A 16496-nucleotide genomic window follows, 5' to 3' on the forward strand; every position below is an offset into this window, starting at 1 on the left:
AAAAAAATTTATAGCCGAACCCGCAAGGATCATAGTCGATCCTCATAAATAACGCCTCGCGGATGAGGATTTACGACTACAGCAACACCCCATAACCCCGCTTGATTTACTCAACCGGGGTTTTCTTTTTCTAGGATCAACCCATGACCGAGAACCCGCACCCATCCGACGTAGACAAAGAACGTCATAACGCACGAATCAGAAAACTACTCGCACTCTCCGGCTCCTCCAATGAGCATGAGGCGGCAATCGCAAGACATCGCGCCGAAGTTCTGATGGAGAAATACGCCGTTTCTCAGGCAATGCTCGGCCAGGCCGAGTATGGGTCTGGAGACTTTGAGACAGACACAAAGGATCGCGCCGCGTGGAAGCACAAGCTGTTTGGTGTACTCGGATTCATTTTTGGTTGCGCAACTGCGTTCTACACCAACCGCAATCAGAAACTCACATATACCTTTTATGGGAAAAAGCCGAACGTCGAGATTGCCCTATACATCTGCGAAATCGTCCACCGGTCCTTAAAGAACAGCTGGAAGATCCACCTGAATGATTTGCGATGCCAAGGCGTAAGGCCAACCGCCAAAGCAAAGGCAGATTTTTACTATCACTTTGCCATCGGCGTCAGTCGCAAAGTCTCCGAAGTATTTCAGAGCATGACCGCGCAAGAGCAGGCAAGCCTTGATGAGGAGCTCACTGAATCCGTAAAGCAGACAGACCATATCCCAAAAGCTCGATCAAGGGCCGTGCGCGGGAACAGACGCGACGCAGCGGCTTCTTTTGCGGGCTATCAAGCAGGCCAATCCCAGAACATCCACATCGGAGTCGGACAGCACAAGAGCGGGCAGATAGGAGTCAGCCATGTCTAACCCATGGCACTACCCTCCACTGGCCCATGCCCTGGTCAAAGCCAACTACTCCGATCAGCAGATCTCCCCTCGGGAGAAAGTCGCATGACACAAAGCGCCTACAGCAACAAAGCAACAAACCCCTGCCCCGCCTGGGAAAAACATAAAGGCGGGGCAATATTTTTCCGCTGAAAGTAGTAGACAGCGTTCATTTACTACAAATGTTGGGTGGGCACTAGATATCCTGCTATTACTCAACCGGGATAATTGCACTCGGCACAGAAGTCCCATTAATTGGTATGGTTTTTAGTGAAGGCAGATGAAGAATCAGAAAATAAAAACCACTGGCGGCTATGCTAACTCTCTTGTTTTACAAAGGCCAAAATATCTATAGACAAATCCTCAGAGAAACTACGCAGGGTGGTATCAACGTATAACATCAGCCCTTGATAATTTGATTTACATTGTCGCTCTATAAATTGGGCTATATCTTTAACAGCACTCTCATAGAAAAGAAGAGAGAGGGTATCTCCATGCTGAAGTCGTACCGGGAGGTCCGCACTTTGATGTAAATAACCTACTGGTTGAAGCTTCTTACTCGAGTTTTTTGAGCGTATAGAAACAGATGTGATAGTAGAAGAAATACGTCCATCTGAAATAATATCTACTGAAATAACTGGGCCTTCGACTCCCGAGACAAATGCCATCCTTTGGCGTATCACCAAGCTCTGTACGTTCTCACGTCTTTGGCGATCCGCTAACCAGAGCGAAGTAATTACAGCGCCAACAGTACCAAATGCCGTCATCACCTCCCACCATTTAGCACCAAAGATAAGCGGCCAATTAAATATGTAGTTTGTAGCTCCACCCGCAACAGCGGCACATCCGATGAATACAGCAATATAAAACCAAGGCTCAGCCTTCCAGTCTGACCACATCTCATTCCACCACTTTTTTCTCTGCATACCCCCTCCATCCCATAGACGCACCAAGTGTAACGCTTGGTGCGTTTCTTTTTGCGACTAGACATAGGGCAATGAATTGACGGAGCAAAAACTCTATTCGGCCATCCCAGCGGCAAACGCGCCGATACCCACTGGATCACCTTCATGAAAGGACAGTCATGAACACCCACCCACACAACCAGGCGCGCTCTACCCCGCAAGAAGCGTTCAACCTGCAACGCGCAGCACAGGTATACGGAACACGCGCATTCATCCCCGTTACCTCAAAAGCCGCCCCCAATCCTAATTACCGTGAACTCATGGAGAAGAAGCGATGAGCAATGAAACTATCGCCTGGAAGATTTGCTACACCGATAAAGGGCAGTACCGCACAGCCCTGTCCGAGCACAACAGCGTCGGCGACTATCGCGCAATTGATCCAATGGCATCCAGCATTGCGCTGTGTGCCGCCCCTGTGAGCGCGGAGCCGGTGGCGTTTGTCGAGTCTATCGACCCGGTAGCGTTACAGGCGACTATCCGATGGCCTTGGGTCCAGAATGGGGTGCTGCCCCAATGGCTTAACGTAGGGGTAAGTTTGTATGCCTCCCCCGTTGCCGCCCAGGCGCACTCAGAAATTGAAATCACTGACGGCATGGCTCTGGTGTTTCACAACGCAATTGCCGATGGCTCGATTGGCCAGCAAGAGGTTGATGAAATCAAGACAGGCTTGCGAGCCGTGTTTGCCAACATTGATGATTCCCGCCCCCTGGCAGACACCAGTCTCACACAGCAGACGCTTGACGATGTGAAAGCAGGTATTCCAGCAAGGGATGCGGAGATTGAAGCGCTGCGTAAGGAACTTGAAACCCTGCAGCGCGCCCAGGCGCAGCCGACATTCGATGATCTGCAGGCACTGGCGATTAAGCATGGTGCATGGGTGCCAGGATACGGGCCTTTTGCCGCTGAACTACTCGCAACCTACGGCCTTGCCCCAGAAAAGCAGCCGCATTGGGTTACAGGCTGGCTGAATGCAATGAATGCAGTGAATGCCAAAGCAGCGCAGCAGCCTGTAAGCGGTGCTGATGGGTTTCCAGAGGTTATGCAGCCCATTGAAACTATCGAGTATTGGGCAGACGCATATTCAAACCCAGAAGGCGACGAACACTTCATGGGCCACGGCATGGTGGTTACTCTGCTACGAGAGTATGCCGCGCTGCGCGCCGCACTAGCGCAGCAGGACGCCGACAAGGTGGATGCGGATCGATATCGAGCATGGCGCGATGCGGCAGTAGCGAACAGCACCCAGTTCGTCATAGCAATGCGGAAAGCTCTACCGCCCGAAGCCTGGACAGGCACCCCGCGCTGGCCCACTACTACTGAATGGGATGCAGCCATCGACGCAGCCCGTAAGGAACAAGCATGACTGACTTCAAATATCACCCTACACCTGAATACCGCTTCTTCCTTCATGACCCAGAAGGCGATGGCATGCGGTATTACCGCACAGCCGAAGAGCGCAACGCTGACGCCGAAGACGCAATCCAAGGGTATCTGGACGACTGCTGGGCCGAAGAAGTTGTGAATGTGGTGGCCGGAGAAATCACGCACCACACCGTGCCGAAAAATGTCGAACTACGGCCAAAGCGTGAGGATTTTGAGAGCGACGAAGAACACGAACAGGCAGTGTCCGAGGGCGGGTTCAGTAGCCATGATGGCGACTACTCGTGCAACTATGAGCTCGCACCGATTACGGACCCCGGAGAGCCAACGCCATGATGGATGACCTCACTCACCGCCTGCGCTGCAAGTATCCGATGGGGCCTATACAGGCGAATGGTGAGCCGGAATTTGGGTGGCGGGACTTCAGTGGGCCCGCAGAGGGCGTGGTCCTGCCTACCGCAATCATGCTCGAAGCTGCTGGCCGAATCGACCAGCAACAAAGAACCCTGGCCAACATCGAGGCCTTCGTCGCCTGCGATGCGTCCGCTATCTCGTATCTGAGCCTCGGTGAATACCGGACAGCCCTGCTCAAAATGCTACGTGAAGGAGCAAACTCATGACCACATTCAAACGCATGATCGGTGACAAAACGATCAAGCGGGCAGATGCAATGAAGATCCGCCTGGAAGATATTCACGAAGAGCCAGGATTCAATTTGCGGGATGAAACAGCAGTCGATGCTGATGGAGTCTCGTTTGAGGAAAGTATCCGAGCCCTGGCCGAATTTATCGGGGCTGGCGGCACTTACCCAGCACTGGAAGTACGCCCGCGTGAAGAAGGCGGGGTGTGGGTAGTTGACGGATATAGGCGGCGACGCGCCCTGACCCTGCTCGACTCAGAAGGCAAGCTGCCTAGAACGCCAGCGCGTGATGGTGGGCAGCCAGAGGCATGGATCAGTATCGTGCCGTTCGAGGGAAGCGATGCTGAGCGTACTCTCCGTATCCTGACCAGCGTAGAAAACCGACGACTGGGAGCCTTGGAGGTAGCACGCGGCTATCGACGGTTAGCAAATTTTGGCTGGACCACCACCCAGATTGCTCAGGGTGTCCACAAGTCCCGCACCCACGTTGAGCAAATGCTGATGCTTGCAAACTCCAATACGGACGTACAACGAGCAATAACCTCTGGCCAAGTGTCGGCGTCAGCTGCAGTCGGCCTGGTGCGTCAGCACGGTGAACAAGCTGGGCAGGCTATAGAGGAAGCGGCTGAGCGGGCGCAGGCTGAAGGCAAAACGAAAGTCACCCCACGCATGCTGGCCGACCGCCCCCGCTTAACTGTGAAAGCGATCGCGCCCCCACTGCAGAAGTTTTTACGGTCGGCAGTCGAATACGAACGAACAGAACAAGGCGGCACCGATTATGTCCTGGTGCCAGCTCAGGCCCTGCTCGACCTGCAGGCCATTATGAATACGGAGAAAGAAGAGTGAAAGTTACTTGCGAAAAGCACAGTGAAGCCCAGGTGCACCGTAGCCGGACTGGATGCATCGCTTGCGAAGTCGATGAGCTACAGCGCCAGATCACCGGCGCTCAAATGCTCAGCACGCGCATGTGGAATTGGATGAATAACCCGGAAAACACCAGGGTCCGCACCACGGATCTGGAAACAGAGCAGTTCCGTCAGCGGTTCCTGCAGGAGTTCCGACAGGCCCGCTGATGAATGATCGAATTTTGGAAGTCCTGGCCAGAACGGCCAAAGATTGGAATCTACCCGCCCCCGTGGCGGGTTTTTAATGGAAGAAACATGCAAACCAACAATCACACCACTGATCTACGGGGAGCAGCCGATATTCTGAAGGTGCACCCTAAGACCATGCTTGAAATCATCCAATCTGGCGCCGTGCCAGCTGCGAAAGTCGGACGCGCTTATGTCATGCTGACACGCGACGTCCTCAACTATTTGGATCAGCTCTTGATCAGGCAGACCGCCGACCGGATGCGTGGGATCACCAAAGTGAATCAGCCAGGTCGGACCCGCGCAGGTTCGCGTACCTCATGAGCATGCGCTGGCTCTTGTGGCCAGTGATCCGCATGATCGCCGTCTCGGACAAGCGGGTTCTCTCAAAAAGGCGGCTGGTAGCCTCATGGCGAAAGTCGTGGAAGTTCAAGTCCTCGATATCAGCCGCCGCAAAGACTCTCTTGAAAAGCTTTGAGAGGAAGTCACTTATTTTTGAAAGACTCGCTGCATCATGCCGCCCACCCCACCAAGGGAATAACCGATCATGATCCCATCCCTGCTCCGATCGGAACTCTAAATATCGCTCCAATGCTGACATCGCAACCGAAGACAAAGGCACCTGACGCTTATCGCCATTTTTTGTTTTCTCTAAAAACACCGTGCGCTGGCTCAGATCTACCTGCGCGAGCGTCAAGGTGTACATCTCCCTCAATCGCATCGCTGTCTCCACCGCCAGGATAAAAATGCACTCCAAAGCTGGCGCATACGGTAGATCAGTTCTTGCTCGCGGCAGTCGGCCCTCTTGAATTACTGCCAGTATCTTTTCATACTCGCCACGCTCAAGCCGACGGTCCCGCTCTGTATCAACACGTCCACCACCAGACAGCGCAGCATCCATCTTCGTGTACTGCGCGTATCCATCCGGTAACGAGCGCAGTGGATGATCAGGGAACTGGACGTAGCCCTTTCTCATTCCCCAATCGGTACAACGCGCCAACGCCCCCACACGGGCACGGATAGTGGCTGGCGCAAGCTGCTCCACCCTTTTCATTTCTGAAATCCAATTATCTACCCAGCCGGCAGTGATCCTGGCCAACGGCCAATCGCCATGCATGCGCACAATCACGCGGAGCGATGCGGCGTCCTTTGAGGATGGGTGGGCTTCACGCTGGTACTCTCTGTCCAGCGCAGCAATGGTCAGAATGCGCCCTTCTGGCTGATGCTCTGAAGGAATGATGCCCCGATCCAACAGAGCCTCTAGCCGTTGGGCATACTCATCGCCCTCTTGCTCAGAGGCGAATGTCATATATATCGGTTTTTCCAGCAACCCGGCTTTTTTGAATACGTATTCCCAGGTACCGTTTGTGCGAATCCGCTTACCAGCCATTACATTTCTCCAGCACGCCATTCAGGCATAAACAGGCATCAATGTAGGGCGTAGTAGAGTTGGTAGCAAGCCAATCTTGGTTGGTTGAGGCTACCTTAGACTACCCAAAAAGTTGGTTAGATAGGCACAAAAAAAGCACTTAGTTTTACCTAAGTGCTTGATTCGACTAGCAAAAGAAATGGTGGGTGCTGAGGGGTTCGAACCCCCGACCTACGCCTTGTAAGGGCGCCGCTCTACCAGCTGAGCTAAGCACCCATTTCTGTGATGCCGTTCTTCTTATGAAGAAAAAGAATTATAGGACCAAAGAATTCTTTTTGCAAGTCTTTTGCGTAAATTAATTTAAAAATTAATTCACAGCGTCTTTCAGAGCCTTACCGGGACGGAACTTGGGCACGTTTGCGCCTTCGATCTCGATAGTTTCACCGGTACGTGGGTTACGACCCGAACGGGCAGCGCGTTCCGACACAGCGAAGGTGCCAAAACCAACCAGAGTAACCGTATCTTTTTCTTTCAGCGTGGTGGTCACGGCATCGATAAACGCATCCAGTGCACGACCAGCGTCAGCTTTGGACAGATCGGCTTTGGTGGAAATGAATTCGATAAGCTCGGTTTTATTCATTGAGAAAATACCCCTGAAAATTATTTTACGGGCCCCCAGCGGGAACCAGTTTGTGGCGGTCAGACTTAATAGTGACAAACGACAGAGCAAGCAAGCACTACCGTCTGTCATCGCTACCGGGCGCACAAGTGCCCCGGTTGGCTACCGCGTATTAAGCCTTCGTTTAATACCCGTGTCAAGCAAAAAAACCCCTGTAACCCGCATCATTGCTCACTGTTGATACAAGTTGCAGGACTTTCCCTATTTTGCATCGAGAAACTTAACAGGCTGCCTCAAATATGTTATTTGGGCTTTGAAACCCCAAAAAATTAGCTGGCTGATACTGCGTTTTTGAACATTTCTTCAAGCACTTGCGCACGTCCATCAGCGACTCTGCGGGCCGTCGCTCGCATAAATTTCCTTATATGCCTCGCACTTAGCCCCACCCTACCTTCTTGTCTGAGAGCCAGAAGCTTCCTTTCTGCACCCCTCTCCTGAACACCAACCATGCCCATATCGAAGCGGCCTGCCCTCCTACAATTTTCTGCATTGTTTGACTGTCTTTCGGTACTTGCTACCGTCAAGGAGCGCAGCGATGCACGGCAAGGTTTATTTGGTTGGGGCGGGACCTGGCGACCCTGAACTTCTCACACTACGGGCTTTATACCTGCTGCAACATGCAGATGCGGTGGTCTATGACCGCCTGGTCAGCCGCGCCATCATGAGCTGTATCAACCCGGAGGCCACCTTGCATGACGTCGGTAAAGTGGCCGCCTGCAAGCCCAGCATGCAGGACAATATCAACGACACGCTCTTGTCGCTGAGCCGAACCCATCAACACGTTGTCCGCTTGAAAGGCGGTGATCCCTTTATTTTTGGCCGTGGAGGCGAAGAGCAGCTGTATCTGCAACAACATGGAGTCCAGGTTGAAGTCGTGCCCGGGATTACAGCGGCTACAGGCTGTGCAGCTTCTCTAGGCATTCCCTTGACCCATCGCGGGCTGGCCAGCAGTGTGCGCTTTATCACCGGGCACCTGCGCGACAACCAAGGACTGGAATTGAACTGGGCCTCCTTGTCTGATCCCACCTGTACGCTGGTGTTCTACATGGCCATGGCCAATTGCAGCCATATTGCCCAGGCCTTGATTCAACATGGGCGCAGCCCGCATACGCCTATCGCCTTGGCACAAGATGCCACGCTTAAAAGCCAGCGCTGGGGCTTAGGTACTTTGCAAACACTTCCACAGCTTGCGCAAACCTTCAGTCCCCCAGCCTTGTTGATTATCGGCCAGGTGGTGCAGTTGCATCCGGATTACCCGCAACCCGCCTCAAACACGCAAAATGCCCTCGCCTGCGAACCCTCCTGGGCCGTGATGTGAAAGGTTTGCACTTCCCTTTCAAGCCCAGTGGCAGGCAGTTTCTGGCCAACATGTGGCTAGCTGTGCTGCTCTCCCTTCTCTGGCCACAACAAGCCGCTGCTGATGAAACCGCTTTGACACCGGAGCGGCAAGCCTCTTTACGAACGCTGCTTCATCAAGAATGCGGCTCATGTCATGGCTTGCTCCTGAAAGGAGGCCTGGGGCCTGCTTTAACGGCTAACGCCTTGCAAGACCAAAGCGCACAGCAGATCGCCCTGACGATCATGCAGGGTCGTCCCGGAACAGCCATGCCTGCCTGGAACCGCTTCTTGCAGCCAGCGGAAAGTCTCTGGCTGGCTCATTTTCTTCTCCATGAATCGGATGCAGCACCATGAAAGCACTGATGACTTTAGGCCTGCTTGTCGCTTTAAGCGGCTGTGCCAACCCACTACGCGGCACGAATGACCTGGGGCTGGTTGTAGAGCGTGCGACAGGCAGTGTGGCTGTCGTTGAAACCAGTCATCGTAGCCGCTTGGCGCGAATTGAAGGTTTGGGTGATCTGTCCCACGCCCATATCACCTACTCACGTGACGGGCGTTATGGCTATGTCTTTGGGCGGGACGGTGGCCTGAGCAAAGTGGACCTGCTTCAACAAGTTCTAGTCCATCGCATCATTCAGTCCGGCAATGCCATAGGTGGCGCCATCTCCCAGGATGGCAAGCTGATTGTGGTGCAAAACTACGAACCGGGTGGCATCAAGGTTTTTAATGCGGACACCCTGGCCCTGATCAGTGAAGTTCCGTCTTACTACGCCCCCAACAAACGCGCCAAAGTGGTTGGCCTGGCTGACTTACCCAATCAGCAATTCGCCTACTCCTTGTTCGAGGCAGGTGAAATCTGGCTGACCGATTTATCCGACCCCTCACGCCCCACAACACGGCGTTTTGCAGCGGGTCGTCAGCCCTACGATGCCATGGTCACCCCGGATGGGAGGTACTACATTGCCGGACTGTTTGGCGAGGATGCCCTGGCCATGCTGGATTTGTGGAATCCTGAAAATGGAGTCCAAAAAATCTTGCAAGGCTATGGCCGGGGAGAGACCGCCCTGCCCGTCTACAAAATGCCGCATCTACGGGGCTGGTCCTTGGCTGGCCAGGACTTGTTTTTACCGGCCATTGGACGCCATGAGGTTCTGGTCGCCAGCACCGTGAACTGGCAAGAGAAAACTCGCATTCCGGTTCATGGACAACCCGTTTTTGTCATGGCTCAGCCCGATGGCCGTCAGGTCTGGGTGAACTTCGCTTTTCCAGACAACGACAAGGTACAGGTAATTGATGTCGCCACCCTGGAAGTGGTTCAAACCTTGGACGTAGGCAAAGCCGTTCTCCACATGGAATTCACCCCTAGGGGTGAAGCTGTCTGGATTTCAGCGCGAGACGACAACAAGGTCAATGTGTACGACACCCACAATTTCAAGCGTCTGGACAGCCTGGATATTCAGCACCCGAGTGGAGTGTTTTTTACGCATCGGAGTGGTCGCATTGGTTTCTGATCTTTCCCCTTCTGCCTTTCAACTATTGAACGCCTGGCAACATGGCTTCCCCTTGGAACCCCGACCGTTCCGCACGCTGGGACTGCTTTTGGGGCTTAGCGAACAAGCCGTGATGGACTACCTGCAACGCTGGCAAGACCAAGGCATCATCAGCCGTATCGGGCCAGTACTGAACCCTGCCTGTATGAGCAGCACTTTGGTGGGCATGCATGTGCCCGCCAATGACTTGAACACGGTTGCGGACTGGATCAGTGCCCTGCCCGCCGTGAACCACAACTACGAGCGCGAACACGCCATCAATCTCTGGTTTGTGCTGACCTGTGCGAATGAACAAGAGCGCCAGGCGGCCTTGGAGCACATCGCTGAACATACTGGCTTGTTGCCCTTGTCCTTGCCCATGATCCGGGCCTATCACATTGACCTGGGGTTTAGCCTTGTCCCACATACCAAGAGCACCAGCCCCTTGTCGCCCAGCAAGGGGCTGCCCGCATTAGGCAGTACTGAACGCAAACTGCTGGAGTGTTCTTTGCAAGGTTTGAAGATTCAAGCCGACCCCTTCAAGCCTTGGGCAGAGCAAGTACAGATCAGCGAGAAACAAGTGCTGCAACAGCTACGCGGCTTTCTGGAACAAGGCATATTCCGGCGATTTGGCGTGGTCCTGCGCCATCGAAAACTGGGCTACCAAGCCAATGCCATGTGTGTCTGGACGGTAGACAAGCATCGCATTGATGCCCTAGGAGAGGAGCTGGCCAGGCAAGACGGCATCACGCTGTGCTATCAGCGGCAGCCCTGCCCGCCACATTGGAATCACAATCTGTTTTGCATGATTCATGGCAAAAACCGTCAGGACGTACTGACACACCATGCGGAGTTGAATAATCGTTTCGACTTGGGTCAGCTCCCGCAGGAAGTGTTGTTCTCCACTCGCTGCTTCAAACAACGAGGCGCACTGCTTAGCCCGGCTCATCATGACTGATCATCACACCCCACCATTGCATGCGCCGGTTGAACTGGACAACACCGATCGCCACATTCTGAATCGCTTGCAAGATGGTTTCCCCATCTGCTCCCGCCCCTTTGCACAGTTGGCACCTGATTTTGCCTTGAGCGAGTCTGCCTTGATTGCTCGTGTCCAGCACTTGCGCCAATCCGGGATATTGACCCGCTTTGGGCCCCTCTTCCAGATCGAGGCTTTAGGCGGTGCTTACTGCCTGGTCGCTATGGCCGTACCGGAAAAACGCTGGGACAGTACCGTCATAGCCGTCAACCGCCATCCTGAAGTCGCTCACAACTACCGGCGCGCCCATGCCTTGAATATGTGGTTTGTACTGGCTACGGCGACACCGCAAGACATCGAATCCTGCCTGAAGACAATCGAAGCTGAAACCGGCCTACCCGTCTTTGCTTTTCCCAAAGAGCAGGAATACGCCCTAAGCCTGAAACTGGAGCTTTGATATGGTGCATTTGAATCCCGCCTATACCGCACTGATCCATGCCTCGCAGCGGGGTTTGGCGATAGAGCCACAGCCCTACCTAAAACTGGCGCAAGAGTTGGGCGTATCCGAAGCTTATGTCATGAAGCAGTTTCAAACCATGCTGGACCAAGGCTTGATACGGCGCATTGCAGCCATCCCCAATCACTATGCTCTGGGCTACGTAGCCAATGGCATGTGCGTCTGGAATATCACGGACGACAAGCTGGACCTAGTCGGTACATGGCTAGGCTCGCAAGCCGGAGTCAGCCACTGCTATCGTCGTCCGCGTCGTCTACCCCAGTGGCCATACAACCTGTTCGCCATGCTGCATGGCAAGGACCATGGCACGGTACGTGCCCAGGCACAGAGCATCAGCCTGCAAATATCGCAGCGCTTTCCTGGCGTTCTGCACGATCACGATATTTTGTTTTCCACCGCCATTCTTAAAAAGACCGGCCTGCGTCTACGGAGGCCTTGAGCATGTTTCGGATATCCCGTTTTGTTGCTGCCCTGCACTCTCCTGTTGCGCCGACACGCGTCAGCAAGGCCCCTGTGGTGATCTGGAATCTGATACGTCGTTGCAATCTGCATTGCAGCCACTGCTACTCTGCCTCTACCAACAAGGACTTCCCTGGCGAGCTGAGCTACGAACAAGTCTGCACTGTCATGGATGACCTGCATCAATTCGGTGTACGCGCCCTGATCCTGTCCGGCGGCGAACCTTTGCTACGCCCAGATATTTACGACTTGGGCCGACATGCGAAAACACTGGGCATGTACGTAGGACTATCGTCCAACGGCACCTTGATAACTGAGCAAAATATTGATCAGATTGCCGACTGCGGCTTTGACTACGTAGGCATCTCCCTGGACGGTTTGCAGGCCCGCCATGACCGAATTCGTGGAGAGGACGGAGCCTACGCAGCCTCCTTGCACGGCTTGAGACTATGCCGTGAAAAACAGTTGAAAGTAGGCCTGCGCTTTACCCTGACTCAAGAAAATGCAGTTGATCTAAATGGCCTGCTGGCTGTGATGGAGCAGGAACAAATCGACCGCTTTTATCTCTCTCATTTGAACTATGCAGGTCGGGGTTTGGGCAACCGCGCCCTGGCCAGTCACCACGCCGTCACCCGGCAGGCTATGGAGCAGCTTTTCACAACCTGCATGACCTATCAAAAAGCCGGCAAACCCAAAGAGTTCACCTCGGGCAACAACGATGCTGACGGTGTTTTCTTTCTGCACTGGGTGCGACGGCATTACCCCGAGCAAGCTCCCAAAATTCTGACTATGTTACGCCAATGGGGAGGCAATTCCTCCGGCCAAGGAATTGCGAACATCGATAACCGTGGCAATGTTCATCCCGACACCATGTGGTGGCATTACAGCCTTGGAAACGTGTTGCAACGGCCTTTCTCGGAGATTTGGTCCAACCATCAAGATCCCTTGCTGACAGGCCTGCGGCAACGACCCAGGCCTGTGCAGGGGCGCTGTGCTGGCTGTGCCTACCTGGATATCTGCAATGGCAATACGCGCACTCGGGCAGAAAAAAGCACAGGCAACGTGTGGGCAGAAGATCCGGGATGCTATCTCAACGATCAGGAAATCACTGTCTGAAGACTTTCCAAACGATTAGCTAGAGCTTTTTTACTCAGCCACAGTTCTGGAACTACGGCTCCCCCCCTGCCGTCTAAAGCCTCAACACAACACTCAGCGCCCCAATAGAATCAGGTGAACTGCAGTGGGGAAACACGTACAGAATCAAGACACCACAGGCGGTGAGCACCAGGCTAAACAGACCTGAATCGAAAGGCCAAAAAAAGTGAGGCAAGCGATCTTGCCTCACTCAACAACAACACTTCACTTAGTTCTTCATCACACAGTTCACCTAAGCAAGCTGATAGCGCACCTAGGCCAGCTCACAGATCAAGCCTTGCTGCTGCAACAGCTCAACCAAAGGCTGTACATCCCACGATGACTTCCAGGCAATCACGATGCGCTCGCCTGGCACCCAGGACTGGCACAGGGGTGCCCAGAAATCACGATTCAACAAGGTGTCTTGCAAGACCACCCCCGCCTGATCCAAGGCCATCAAACGGGCATCACGACGTGCCTTCTCCAAAATCGCAGGCAAAATCAGTGGCAGGTACAAGACCCAATCTGCCTGGTTCAATTTGCGCAAGGCGCGCAACGTCAGCAAGTCCACTGCCTCCAAGTCGGCGATAGGCAAAATGGTGACCTGAATATGCTGCTGAGGGGTTTCTGTCCTCAAGGCAGCATCAAAGGCTGCCAGCGCTTCCGTAGCCTTGCCTTGCGCCAGGAGATCAGGGATAGGACTATCTAGTACGTAATCAAAGAAATGACGACGGGTATGTACCTCGGGGAAAGCCTGTTTGATATCGGCTCGGCGGCGAGCCAGCAAACCGGCCAAGTCCCCTACTGACTCAGGCAGCTCGCTTTCTATCCACTCCCGAACACGCCGCGCCAGTACAGGAGCTGAACCTGCAGAGGAGACCGCAATCATCAAGGGCGAACGGTCGACCATAGCAGGGACTTGTACGGTAGACAGATGCCCATCGTCGACCACATTACAGGGCAGACGCAAGGCGTCGGCTGCCTGAGCCACGATGCGATTTATCTCGCGCCGTCCAGTTGCTGCAACAACCAGCCAGGCCTCGTGGATATGCTCGGCAACAAAGGAGGTAAACAAGCTGCTTAAAGCACCCGCCTGAGCACTGGCCCTCAACCAGGAGGTTTGCTCCGGTGCGACGACGGTGACTCGCGCGCCTGCACGCAGCAAGAGCCGAACTTTACGCTCCGCAACCGTCCCGCCACCTACGACGACAACCGCCTTACCGGTCAGATTGAAGAACAAGGGAAACACATTCATTGCACGACATCCTTAAGGCGCCAGCAGACACTGGCGCCCGGTTCACACTTACTTCAGGCTGGAAAAGTAGGCAGCCAGTTCATTCACCATTTCCGGGCTGAGAGGCTCGGCCATGGGGCTCATGATGGGATCGTTGCGCTCTCGCGATTTGAACTGCTGTAGCTGCTTGACCAGATACTCCACCTTCTGCCCTGCCAGGTTGGGATACATACCTTCCGTGCTGACACCTTCCAGCCCATGGCAGGACGCGCACAAAGGCAGCATGGACGATGCCTGGGCCGATAGTTGCGACTGCCCATGCGAGCCTTGTAAACCCACTGGTTTGTCCGCTGCCAAAGCGACACTGGAACCCAAGAGGCCCACAAGAGCCATACCCATAAAAAGCTTTTTCATGACGTTCCTTTGCTTAGAATTTTTGGGTTTCAGGCTGACCAATGGTGAGCCAACGGGTACGGGCACGCGAGAAAATGCCCGATGGGCTTTCCATCTTGTGTTCAGCTACCAGCTCCAGACTGCGGCTGTCGTAAATCTTCAAACGATCGCCCCAGTAACCCGAACTGACGTAGAGGTAATCGCCCGTGCGGTTGTAGTTGGGGAAGAAGGCATGACCACCCACGTCCAAAGTCTTCACCACGGACAAGGTGTTTTTATCGATCAGCTGAATCCAGGAAGCGCGCTTGTCCTTGTCGATAATGTCCACCGCCACATACGGGGCATTAGGATGGGCGGCGGGGGATTCGGTGGCTCCGGCAACGGGAATCTGCTTCACCACAGAGAAGTCTTTGACATCCCAGGCAGTAACCACGGAGCCTAACTTGCAGGTGCCCATATTGGTGCCGAAGGCCAGCATGCGGCCGTTCACTTCCGTGACAGCACCCGAGCCTGCGTGGGGCTGACAGCCAGCCGGAATGTCACGTACCACCTTGTCGTCCTTCAGGTCGATGGCCACGTACTTGTTGTCGTCGTAAGAAGCCACCATGGAATAGCGACCATCCGGCGTCAGGAAGGTGTCGTGCAACATGCGGCCGACCTTGGCCAGTTTGGTGACCGGCATATCCGGCTTGTCTGGATCAATAATCCAGATCTGCCCGGCTTGGCGCAGTGTCAATGCAAACTTGTTATTGATACGACTACCAATAATCGGACCACCGGCGGATTTGATGAAATTGCCGTCCGGGTCCTCGCCCTCCAGAGCGATATATTTCACTGGTTCCAGGGTGTCGGCCTTCAGGATAACCATGCTGTTGGGTACGAAGGAACTCAGTGCCAGCCACTTGCCATCTTTGGATAAGGCAATACCCGTACCAGTCAGCCCCACCTTGGCCTGACGAACAATCTGCAAGGTGTACAAGTCGATTTTGTAGACGTGCCCATCATCACTTTTCAGGTATCCCCAGCGCTCGTGGCTGGGGCTGAATTCCATGATGTGTGGCGCGCCAACCGTGGCAATTTCACCCACCTTCTGGTTGTTCTTGCCATTGATGAAAACAGCACGAGCCTGATTGGAACCATCGCCCCGCCCATAACGCCCGCGGGCCATAATGACCATCAAGTCGTAGACGGAATCGATCTCGTAATTGGGTTTGCCGGGCAAGGTGGATTCGTCTACCAGCACTTTCACGCTGGCACGTATCTGATCCATATCCCAAGTGCGTTCCACCACGGGCTCGTTCTTGATCATCTTGGCCAACGCGCGAATGTCCTCGTCGGGCAAGCGTCCGACAAAAGGTGGCATCAAGGTATCCGGAATCCCGGTCATGATGGTGCCGCGCAAGGCAATCTCACTTTGAACCAGGCGATCACTGTGCAGGCCCGGAGCGATATACCCTCCCCGGTCGGCTGCGTGACACACCGCACAGTTTTGCTGAAACAAGTTGTCTACCCGAACTTGCTCTTCCGTCGGGGCCGCCAAAGCCGCGCTGACGGTGGTAGACAGGAAGGCCAGGGTCATCATTTTTCTATACATTCCATTACCTCCAACAATTGCCTTGCTAAAGGGCAAGACCAAACAAACTATAACGATTGTTATTTTTTACTGAGAAGGTATGGATACGGATTAAATAATGGGGATGGTTTTTTTATATCGTAATTACGAGATATTAAATACTCTTACCTAGATAAAAACATCCATGACAAGGGGCCAGTTGGCAGATCAAGAAGCCGGATAAATTTATCACGAACGAATATTCATTTTGACCTAACTCAAGTTAAAACTAGAGGCTGCTGCCTATAGTGGCCCGGCCTGGCTCGCCCTTGATGGTTTTGATTATTTTTCCG

The 16496-nt window shown here is 53.9% G+C and carries 21 protein-coding genes and 1 tRNA gene; 15 read left to right on the forward strand and 7 right to left on the reverse strand.

The window, feature by feature from the left end:
- The first annotated feature begins 143 nt into the window (after positions 1 to 143).
- Entirely contained in the window at positions 144 to 866 is a 723-nt protein-coding gene (locus NIZ92_RS11675; protein WP_254001997.1) for a DUF2786 domain-containing protein, read from the forward strand.
- A gap of 335 nt (positions 867 to 1201) precedes the next feature.
- On the opposite strand, the gene NIZ92_RS11680 is transcribed toward NIZ92_RS11675, so the two are convergent.
- A complete protein-coding gene (locus NIZ92_RS11680; RefSeq protein ID WP_254001998.1) occupies positions 1202 to 1810 on the reverse strand; it encodes a hypothetical protein in 609 nt (202 codons plus the stop codon).
- A 158-nt stretch (positions 1811 to 1968) separates the two neighbouring features.
- On the opposite strand from NIZ92_RS11680, the gene NIZ92_RS11685 reads away from it, so the two are divergent.
- The 7 genes from NIZ92_RS11685 to NIZ92_RS19700 all read left to right on the forward strand — a co-directional run bounded on the left by NIZ92_RS11685 (position 1969) and on the right by NIZ92_RS19700 (position 5284).
- Complete coding sequence (locus NIZ92_RS11685; protein WP_172401140.1) at positions 1969 to 2127, forward strand: hypothetical protein; 159 nt, start codon at positions 1969 to 1971, stop codon at positions 2125 to 2127.
- Entirely contained in the window at positions 2124 to 3212 is a 1089-nt protein-coding gene (locus NIZ92_RS11690) for a hypothetical protein (protein WP_254001999.1), read from the forward strand. The genes NIZ92_RS11685 and NIZ92_RS11690 overlap by 4 nt, the downstream gene beginning before the upstream one ends.
- Positions 3209 to 3565, forward strand: a complete 357-nt coding sequence (locus tag NIZ92_RS11695; RefSeq protein WP_254002000.1) for a hypothetical protein — start codon at positions 3209 to 3211, stop codon at positions 3563 to 3565. The genes NIZ92_RS11690 and NIZ92_RS11695 overlap by 4 nt, the downstream gene beginning before the upstream one ends.
- A complete protein-coding gene (locus NIZ92_RS11700; RefSeq protein ID WP_254002001.1) occupies positions 3562 to 3849 on the forward strand; it encodes a hypothetical protein in 288 nt (95 codons plus the stop codon). The genes NIZ92_RS11695 and NIZ92_RS11700 overlap by 4 nt, the downstream gene beginning before the upstream one ends.
- The gene (locus tag NIZ92_RS11705) at positions 3846 to 4715 is read left to right on the forward strand and encodes a hypothetical protein (protein WP_254002002.1); all 870 of its coding nucleotides are present in this window, start codon (positions 3846 to 3848) and stop codon (positions 4713 to 4715) included. The genes NIZ92_RS11700 and NIZ92_RS11705 overlap by 4 nt, the downstream gene beginning before the upstream one ends.
- The gene (locus tag NIZ92_RS11710; RefSeq protein WP_254002003.1) at positions 4712 to 4942 is read left to right on the forward strand and encodes a hypothetical protein; all 231 of its coding nucleotides are present in this window, start codon (positions 4712 to 4714) and stop codon (positions 4940 to 4942) included. Before NIZ92_RS11705 ends, NIZ92_RS11710 begins: the two co-directional genes overlap by 4 nt.
- 87 nt (positions 4943 to 5029) lie before the next feature.
- Positions 5030 to 5284, forward strand: a complete 255-nt coding sequence (locus NIZ92_RS19700) for a helix-turn-helix domain-containing protein (protein WP_367881670.1) — start codon at positions 5030 to 5032, stop codon at positions 5282 to 5284.
- On the opposite strand, the gene NIZ92_RS11715 is transcribed toward NIZ92_RS19700, so the two are convergent.
- The 3 genes from NIZ92_RS11715 to NIZ92_RS11725 form a co-directional block, all read right to left on the reverse strand.
- Entirely contained in the window at positions 5232 to 6350 is a 1119-nt protein-coding gene (locus NIZ92_RS11715; RefSeq protein ID WP_254002004.1) for a site-specific integrase, read from the reverse strand. The two genes, NIZ92_RS19700 and NIZ92_RS11715, sit on opposite strands and share 53 nt — an antisense overlap.
- 179 nt (positions 6351 to 6529) lie before the next feature.
- Positions 6530 to 6605, reverse strand: a tRNA-Val gene (locus NIZ92_RS11720).
- Between the two features lie 91 nt (positions 6606 to 6696).
- Entirely contained in the window at positions 6697 to 6969 is a 273-nt protein-coding gene (locus NIZ92_RS11725) for an HU family DNA-binding protein (RefSeq protein ID WP_003799450.1), read from the reverse strand.
- Positions 6970 to 7543: 574 nt separating this feature from the next.
- On the opposite strand from NIZ92_RS11725, the gene cobA reads away from it, so the two are divergent.
- The 7 genes from cobA to nirJ are packed head-to-tail and all read left to right on the forward strand — an operon-like array spanning position 7544 to position 12946.
- Positions 7544 to 8326 (forward strand): uroporphyrinogen-III C-methyltransferase, encoded by a 783-nt coding sequence (gene cobA, locus NIZ92_RS11730; protein ID WP_254002005.1) that lies wholly within the window; start codon positions 7544 to 7546, stop codon positions 8324 to 8326.
- Positions 8327 to 8376: 50 nt separating this feature from the next.
- On the forward strand, positions 8377 to 8700 hold the full coding sequence (locus tag NIZ92_RS11735) for a c-type cytochrome (RefSeq protein ID WP_035272739.1): 324 nt from the start codon (positions 8377 to 8379) through the stop codon (positions 8698 to 8700).
- Positions 8697 to 9857 (forward strand): cytochrome D1 domain-containing protein, encoded by a 1161-nt coding sequence (locus NIZ92_RS11740; RefSeq protein ID WP_254002006.1) that lies wholly within the window; start codon positions 8697 to 8699, stop codon positions 9855 to 9857. Before NIZ92_RS11735 ends, NIZ92_RS11740 begins: the two co-directional genes overlap by 4 nt.
- On the forward strand, positions 9838 to 10833 hold the full coding sequence (locus NIZ92_RS11745) for an Lrp/AsnC family transcriptional regulator (RefSeq protein ID WP_254002007.1): 996 nt from the start codon (positions 9838 to 9840) through the stop codon (positions 10831 to 10833). The genes NIZ92_RS11740 and NIZ92_RS11745 overlap by 20 nt, the downstream gene beginning before the upstream one ends.
- Complete coding sequence (locus NIZ92_RS11750) at positions 10826 to 11311, forward strand: Lrp/AsnC family transcriptional regulator (protein WP_137430252.1); 486 nt, start codon at positions 10826 to 10828, stop codon at positions 11309 to 11311. The genes NIZ92_RS11745 and NIZ92_RS11750 overlap by 8 nt, the downstream gene beginning before the upstream one ends.
- A gap of 1 nt (position 11312) precedes the next feature.
- Positions 11313 to 11810: an Lrp/AsnC family transcriptional regulator gene (locus NIZ92_RS11755; RefSeq protein WP_254002008.1), complete on the forward strand. Its 498-nt coding sequence runs from the start codon at positions 11313 to 11315 to the stop codon at positions 11808 to 11810.
- A gap of 2 nt (positions 11811 to 11812) precedes the next feature.
- Positions 11813 to 12946 carry a heme d1 biosynthesis radical SAM protein NirJ gene (gene nirJ, locus NIZ92_RS11760; RefSeq protein WP_254002009.1) on the forward strand — a complete coding sequence of 378 codons (1134 nt, stop codon included), beginning with the start codon at positions 11813 to 11815 and terminating at the stop codon, positions 12944 to 12946.
- Positions 12947 to 13238: 292 nt separating this feature from the next.
- On the opposite strand, the gene NIZ92_RS11765 is transcribed toward nirJ, so the two are convergent.
- From NIZ92_RS11765 to NIZ92_RS11775, 3 genes are read right to left on the reverse strand one after another with little or no spacing between them, the layout of a single operon-like run.
- Positions 13239 to 14219, reverse strand: a complete 981-nt coding sequence (locus tag NIZ92_RS11765; protein ID WP_009461227.1) for a bifunctional precorrin-2 dehydrogenase/sirohydrochlorin ferrochelatase — start codon at positions 14217 to 14219, stop codon at positions 13239 to 13241.
- A 48-nt stretch (positions 14220 to 14267) separates the two neighbouring features.
- Positions 14268 to 14612 carry a cytochrome c gene (locus NIZ92_RS11770; RefSeq protein WP_026483439.1) on the reverse strand — a complete coding sequence of 115 codons (345 nt, stop codon included), beginning with the start codon at positions 14610 to 14612 and terminating at the stop codon, positions 14268 to 14270.
- A gap of 13 nt (positions 14613 to 14625) precedes the next feature.
- A complete protein-coding gene (locus tag NIZ92_RS11775) occupies positions 14626 to 16185 on the reverse strand; it encodes a nitrite reductase (protein WP_235332508.1) in 1560 nt (519 codons plus the stop codon).
- Between the last annotated feature and the right edge of the window lie 311 nt (positions 16186 to 16496).

The organism is Alcaligenes sp. 1735tsa3 (genome assembly GCF_024134565.1).
GTDB classification, from domain to species: domain Bacteria; phylum Pseudomonadota; class Gammaproteobacteria; order Burkholderiales; family Burkholderiaceae_B; genus Alcaligenes; species Alcaligenes phenolicus.